This is a genomic window from Candidatus Symbiopectobacterium sp. (assembly GCF_020054415.1).
Lineage (GTDB): Bacteria > Pseudomonadota > Gammaproteobacteria > Enterobacterales > Enterobacteriaceae > Symbiopectobacterium.
The window spans coordinates 1-6,668 of sequence record NZ_JAHWCO010000087.1 but is presented as its reverse complement, the minus strand read 5'-3'; the positions used below and the strand labels follow the sequence as shown (position 1 = coordinate 6,668).

Annotated in this window: 4 protein-coding genes and 2 pseudogenes; 3 read left to right on the top strand and 3 right to left on the bottom strand. The window is 49.6% G+C overall.

Going from position 1 to position 6,668, the window contains the following annotated elements:
* The first annotated feature begins 461 nt into the window (after positions 1-461).
* Positions 462-1,559 (top strand): annotated as a pseudogene (locus tag QZ506_RS02755) (LacI family DNA-binding transcriptional regulator).
* Positions 1,560-1,619: 60 nt separating this feature from the next.
* Here the strand turns inward: QZ506_RS02755 and mgtA are convergent.
* Both mgtA and QZ506_RS02745 read right to left on the bottom strand, forming a co-directional pair.
* On the bottom strand, positions 1,620-4,328 hold the full coding sequence (gene mgtA, locus QZ506_RS02750) for a magnesium-translocating P-type ATPase (protein ID WP_291968900.1): 2,709 nt from the start codon (positions 4,326-4,328) through the stop codon (positions 1,620-1,622).
* A gap of 758 nt (positions 4,329-5,086) precedes the next feature.
* A complete protein-coding gene (locus QZ506_RS02745) occupies positions 5,087-5,818 on the bottom strand; it encodes a GntR family transcriptional regulator (protein ID WP_291968898.1) in 732 nt (243 codons plus the stop codon).
* A 264-nt stretch (positions 5,819-6,082) separates the two neighbouring features.
* Between QZ506_RS02745 and QZ506_RS02740 the strand changes: the two are divergent.
* Positions 6,083-6,463, top strand: a pseudogene (locus QZ506_RS02740) (3-carboxy-cis,cis-muconate cycloisomerase); the annotation flags it as partial.
* Here QZ506_RS02740 and QZ506_RS02735 read toward each other — a convergent pair.
* Positions 6,403-6,600, bottom strand: coding sequence for a hypothetical protein (locus QZ506_RS02735; protein ID WP_291968902.1), 198 nt, complete (start codon positions 6,598-6,600; stop codon positions 6,403-6,405). The pseudogene QZ506_RS02740 and the gene QZ506_RS02735 overlap by 61 nt on opposite strands.
* On the opposite strand from QZ506_RS02735, the gene QZ506_RS02730 reads away from it, so the two are divergent.
* Positions 6,541-6,668 (top strand): IS1 family transposase (locus QZ506_RS02730; RefSeq protein ID WP_367272961.1); only part of this gene is annotated, 128 nt, incomplete at its 3' end. The two genes, QZ506_RS02735 and QZ506_RS02730, sit on opposite strands and share 60 nt — an antisense overlap.

The window sequence follows — 6,668 nt, the reverse complement described above, 5'->3', positions numbered from 1 at the left end:
CGCTGCTTGAGGGCCTTGTTATAAGAGGGCCAGTTGGTGATTTTAAAATTTTGTTTTGCCATGGAGACCTGATTTTGAAACAACTGTGGTGATCTGCTCCGATGATTACCCAAAAGTTCTATTTATTCAACAAAGCCTTGTCAATATTGAGACTCATGATAATCTCCGTTAGAGGGTGATGATTGATTTGGACTGATAAGTTATTCTTTCTGTTACACCATCAGTAACCTAAAATACTCATCCTATCGCTATATTATGATTATTTGTATTAAAATTCAGGTTATTATATAAGAATCTTCTTGAGGCTCTGTTTTCTCAATTGGTCTACCAATTAAGCCTAAAGGAGATAATAGATGCGGGATACGCCCTTTTTTGCAAAAATTTTCATAACGTTGTCTTATTTTAGCGTTGGGCATAAAAACCGGTTATGATATGGGCAGTTCTAGCGTGAAAATTTTTTCATCTTCAAATTTGAAGGGGATCACAAAATGAATGGAAAGCTTAAAATCAAGGAAATTGCGGCACAAACCGGGCTTTCTATCAGTACGGTATCTCGCGTATTGTCAGGCAAATTTAACACTAGCGAAAAAGCCAAGCAGCGCGTGATGGCATGTGCGCGAGAGTACGGTGTGCTTGATGATATCGCCTCTGGACGCCTGTTAATCAATGAAATTATGATGTTTGCACCGTAGCGAGCGTTTGATTCGCGGTCTGACATCTTTTACTACAAAGTCATCCAGGGGCTTGTCAATGCCTTGGCACCCCATGAGGTGCGTTTACGCTACTGTGGACTGGAAGAAAACAACAGTGATGCAGCTCTGTTTCTGGAAAAAATGAACGATCCCCTTACGGAAACAGCCCTGCTAATCGGGATAGATGATCCCTATATTCACGCCCTGGCGGTGGATTTGGGTAAACCCTGTATCCTGATTAACAGCTATTACAGAAAGATGCGTTTACCCAGCGTCTCACAGGATCACCGCTTGATTGGCGAAGTGGCGATGCACTATTTGATTGAGCAGGGTCACCATAACATTCTCAATCTGGTCTGCTTGCGGCGCTATATCATGGAGTGGCGTTTACAAGGGATCCGTGAAGCGCTTAACGCCCATAATCTTCCTTTTGACGAGCCACGCCATCTGCTGCTGGCAAACGGTTTTAGCGCTGCAGAAAGTGAACGCGCATTGACGGAGTTTCTCGCACAATGCCCGAACGATCAGCGACCAACCGCTATTTTGGCCGGCGGCGATTTTATGGCGTTAGGAGCAATGAATGCTCTGCAACATGCGGGGATGCGCGTACCGCAGGATATTTCCATCATAAGCCTCGATGGTTTTAACCTGTTGGCGTTGCATGATATTCCGCTGACCTCGCTGCATGTGCCGCGTGATGAATTGGGTGAGGAGGCGATCAGGTTATTGCAGCAGCGTCTGGCATCACCACTGCGCCCTGCCAGCAACATTTTGCTGCATGGTACGATGGCGCTTAATGCCTCCGTCAAACGACTGCGCGCCAGCCGAACGCCAACGCGCGGTGATGAAGAGAAACTCTACTATTAAGATGACTCACGCAGCAGGGCAAAAGACGCGCAATGTTGCGTGAGTGACCGTCTGTTCAGCTTAGAACCACTGGCCGAAATGTCGGATATAGATGCGTTTCATCACCTGAGTGAGCAGGCAGTAGCTCAGCAAGGTGCCGACCAACCAAGGGAAATATTCCCATGGAAGCTGCGTTAAACCGATATACGCCCCCAGTGGTGAGAACGGAATATAGATCCCGATCGCCATGATCAATGCGGTGGTCAGCATCACCGGTAGCGCTGCGGTGCTTTGAATAAAGGGAATTTTCTGCGTGCGCAACATATGCACTACCAGCGTTTGCGACAACAGCCCTTCAACAAACCAGCCTGACTGAAATAATGCCTGATGCTCGACGCTGTTGGCGGCGAACACATACCACATCACGGCAAAGGTCGTAATGTCGAACAACGAAGATGTCGGTCCAATCCATAGCATAAAGCGACCAATGTTCTTTGCATCCCATTTGCGCGGGCGCTGTAAGAACGACTTATCCATTTTGTCCCACGGCAGGCTGAGCTGGGAGATATCGTACATCATGTTTTGCAGCAGCAGATGAATGGCCAGCATCGGTAAAAAGGGAATAAAGGCGCTGGCAACCAACACGGAAAACACGTTACCGAAGTTAGAACTGGCGGTCATGTTCAGGTATTTGATGATATTGCCGAATGTCTCACGTCCGGTGATCACCCCTTGTTCCAGTACCATCAGGTCTTTTTCCAGCAGAATGATTTCTGCTGACTCTTTGGCGATATCCGTTGCGGTATCCACCGAAATACCGATATCAGCATCACGCAGTGCCGGAGCATCGTTGATACCATCCCCCAAAAAGCCGACGGTATGACCATTGCGTTGCAACATTTTTAGTACGCGCGATTTTTGCATCGGCGTCAGCTTGGCAAACAGTGTACGTTGCTCCACTTCGCGCGCTAGCGTGGCATCATCCATTTTATCGATATCCGCACCAAGCAGTGGCTGGTCTGCATCAAGCCCAACATCTTTGCACACTTTGCTGGATACCACCGGGTTGTCGCCCGTGAGCACTTTGACCTGCACACCATTTTCTCGCAGTGCGGTGATCGCGCAAGCGGATGAGGGTTTCGGAGGATCGAGGAATGTCAATAGGCCATGGATTACCATGTCCCGCTCATCGGCTTCGGTAAGTGGGAAGTGGTAATCGCTGGCACCAAATTCACGCGTTCCTATCATCAATACACGGAAACCCTGCTGGTTATAACGCGCTGCCAGTGCAAGCAGCGCGCTACGACGGGCATCGTCCAGTGGATGCTTTTCACCGTTACCGTCGATATGAGTCGCAATGGCGAGCATCTCTTCTACCGCGCCCTTACAGATCAACTGGTACTGCTGGTTTCCGCTGTTGAGTAAAATGGATAGTCGGCGGCGAATAAAATCAAAGGGCAGCTCATCGATTTTTTCATGTTGGGTCAGCGCCGCAATGTCCGGCTTTTCCTTGCCGAAGCGGATGATGGCCTTGTCCATCAGATTTTTCATCCCGCTTTGATGAAAGCTGTTCAACCAGGCCAGTCTCAGCACCTGCTCGCTCTCTCTACCGTTGACGCACAGATGATGCTCGAGAATGATGCGATCCTGCGTCAATGTCCCGGTTTTGTCGGTGCAGAGCACATCCATGGCACCAAAGTTTTGGATGGCGTTGAGATGCTTGACGACTACTTTGCTGCGCGACATTCTGATTGCCCCTTTCGCCAGGTTGGCTGTGACAATCATTGGCAACATTTCTGGCGTCAGACCAACCGCGACGGCCAACGCAAAAAGCGCTGCTTCGGCCCAGTCACCTTTGGTAAAACCGTTAATCAGCAATACCACGGGCACCATCACCAACATAAAGCGGATCAACAAGCGGCTCACGCTGTTGACACCGCGATCGAACGCCGTTTGCGCACGAGTGCCTATGATGGATTTAGCCAACGAACCAAAGTAGGTGTGATTGCCGGTAGCCACGACAACAGCTTTGGCGATGCCGCTGGAGACATTGGTGCCCATCAGGCAGATATTGCCCATTTCCAGCAGAGATCCCCCCTTCTGATCGACAGGCGTCTGACAGGATTTCTCTGCCACATGGGCTGAGGTGTCATATTTCTCTACGGGAAGGGATTCACCGGTGAGGACTGCCTGGCTGATAAACAGATCGCGTGATTCAACCAGTTTTACATCTGCGGGCACCATGTCACCTGCCGAAAGTAAAATGATATCGCCAGGTACTAACGCTTGCAGAGGGATCTCATGGCATTCGGCGCGAGCATTGGGATGGGCGCGGCGCAGTACGGTGGCGGTGGTGCGCACCAGCGATTTCAACGCTTCTGCTGCCTGATTAGTACGGAACTCTTGCCAGAAACGCAGCAGACCGCTCAGCGTTACCATGACCAGAATGATGATAGTACCCGTTAAATCGGTCTCTTCTCCGCGCTGCAAGGGCAGCCAATAATCGGTAAACGTACCGACGGCGGCCAATGCCAGTAAAATAAAAATAAAGGGGTTATTAAAGGCGCTGATGAGCTGTGTTAATGCGGGAGGCGCTTTCTCTTGCGCTACCTGGTTGGGACCATTTTCAAGTAAGCGCTCCTTTGCCTCAGCCTCAACCAAACCGTCCAGGTTGGTAGAAAGCGAGGTCAGGGTGCTATCAAGGCTTTTTGTCGCTTCATCTGCAATAAGGTAGCTTTTTTTTACCGACTGCTGACGGCGAATGGGCAAGTTTTCTAACATCTGGGTCATAACCGTTACTCATTTTTAGGCACATCGCTTTCAGGACGTATTTTTAAAAACGTGGAGAAGCCGTCCTTCAAGGGCATGATGTGCAAACGGACTAATTGTTATGCGTGGCAGAGAGGATGGAGAAGCAAACGAGTTAGCGTGTCATCCTTTGCAACGCGTTGTAGATCGCTGACTGGGGTGATCGTCCATTTCGGCTCCTTAACCGCTGAGAAGCGATAACGTGAACGTAGTGATGCCGGAACGCTAGGATCACCAGAATATCCAGAAAAACCGAGCGTGTATTCAGTATGATCGCTTTGCTTTAAGGTGGTGGTGCGCTGCTATAACGCCTTCACCGCTGCCTGAAAGCAAGTAATTACTGGATATAAAGGCGCTGATGGCCGGGAGGGAAGAGTGCGTAAGTGTAGAGATGCATCCTGATGCTTCCTGTTTATACTGCTTTCCATATCTGCCGTCATGGACAAACGTTTAACAGAGGGATGCAATCGTGATCGAAATGCCTATTGCGCCGCCTGCCGTTACCGGCAAGCTACGCACATTAAGGTGTGTCAGTTTGCCAGAGATATAATGCTGTCTTTTTTACGATCAGTGCTTACACGATCGATTCCTTCACGATCGATGCTTTCACAACGTATATCGCTTTGACTGTCCAAAAATCTCTCTCCGCAATTATAATGCGCGTACTATAACGGCTGAATTCTAAACGTATCTGCAACGTGTGAGTGATTCATATCCGTTTCATGAGGAACGCGATGTTCTCAGCCTTTTGCCCGCGTCAGTACGATAGAACACGCATAGCGATCGGCAGGGTGCACCGAAATCGTGGTTTCAAACGTATTGCCATCGCGATCCTGATAGCGGCGTACAATCTTCAGTGCGTGCGATCCTAGCTCAACGCCCAGCACCTTGGCAATTTTCGCTGACACGGTGACCGCAGAGATGGTCTGCCGCACCTCCTCACTTTGAATGCCGTAGTGGGTTTCGATCAGATCGCTGATCAGCGCAAAGGGATCGCTGCGCACCAATTGGCGCACTTTGGTGAAGGTGGCGCTGGCGTAGCTGTCTGTCCAGCAGATGGGGGCGTCTTTGTTTTCGCTGTCTTCCCGAATGCTGGCAACGTGTAGCCAACGAGATCCCGGCTCACAGCCGATAGTCTGTGCCAGGTCATAGTCAGCAACCACTTCATCAATCCTTTTCACTACGCGCGGATTGTTTTTCGCTAGAAAAAACAGATCTTCCAGACAAGCCAGCGGGTGGTTTAGCCCTTTATGCTGCGCTTTGTCAGCCACTTGTGTGCCTGACCCCTTGCGTCGCGTAATCAATCCCTGTTCGGTCAGGTCGCGCAGCGCCTCTCGCATGGTGTGTCGGCTGACCTGATAGTGTTCGCACAGCGCCATTTCCGTCGGTAACAGGGAGCCCACCGGGTACTGTCCGGAGAGGATTTGCTGTGCAAGTTCACGCGCAATGCGCCGATACAACGATTCTTTCATAGGCAATGGTTTTTTTTCCCGCATAGCTGATCAATATCACAAAGCTGCGCTAAAACGCTTTCGCTTTAATATCCGTAAATTCTATCTTGTCCGTACATTTAAATTTGTTCGTACATTTAACTGCGCTTGTACGTAAACAATAGTACAGATAGGTGAGTACCCGATGCGCCTGTCATGCCTCTTAACAGTATTGGCTTACTGGCACCCCTATTGCGGCATGTCAGGCGCAGTTTATCACTCTTACTCTCATTTCAGGATGCTTTTATGGCTTCGAATGTGCTTGATTCCGTACTGTTTCGTGATGCATTTGGCACGCCAGCAATGCGCGCCGTTTTTGACGACCACGAGCTGATTAGAAAATATGTCATCGTTGAGATAGCGCTTGCCAAAGCGCAGGCGCGCTGTGGCCTCATTCCGGAGGCGGCGGCGCAAGAGATTGCCCTGCGCTGCAATGCCGATACGCTGGATTTTGATCTACTGCGTCATGAAACCGAAATTGTTGGCTACCCGATTTTGCCGCTGGTGCATCAAATCTCCAAACAGGCAGGTGAGTCCGGTGGGTTTGTTCACTGGGGGGCAACCACTCAGGACATTATGGGCACTGCTGTGGTTTTGCAAATCCGTGATGCTTTTGAAGTGATTGAACAGAAAATCAAAACATTGGTCGTGTATTCAATATGTTGATTGCAGTGTGAAATGTCCGGTTTTGGATGTGGAATACAGTGGCTAAAGTTGATGTAAGATGCCCGTTTTGTGAACAGACATCTCCTGTGAAAAAACACGGTTATGGCAAAAGTGGCCCTCAGCGTTACCGTCGTCAGTCATGCAAACACGGATGGCTACAGGGCTT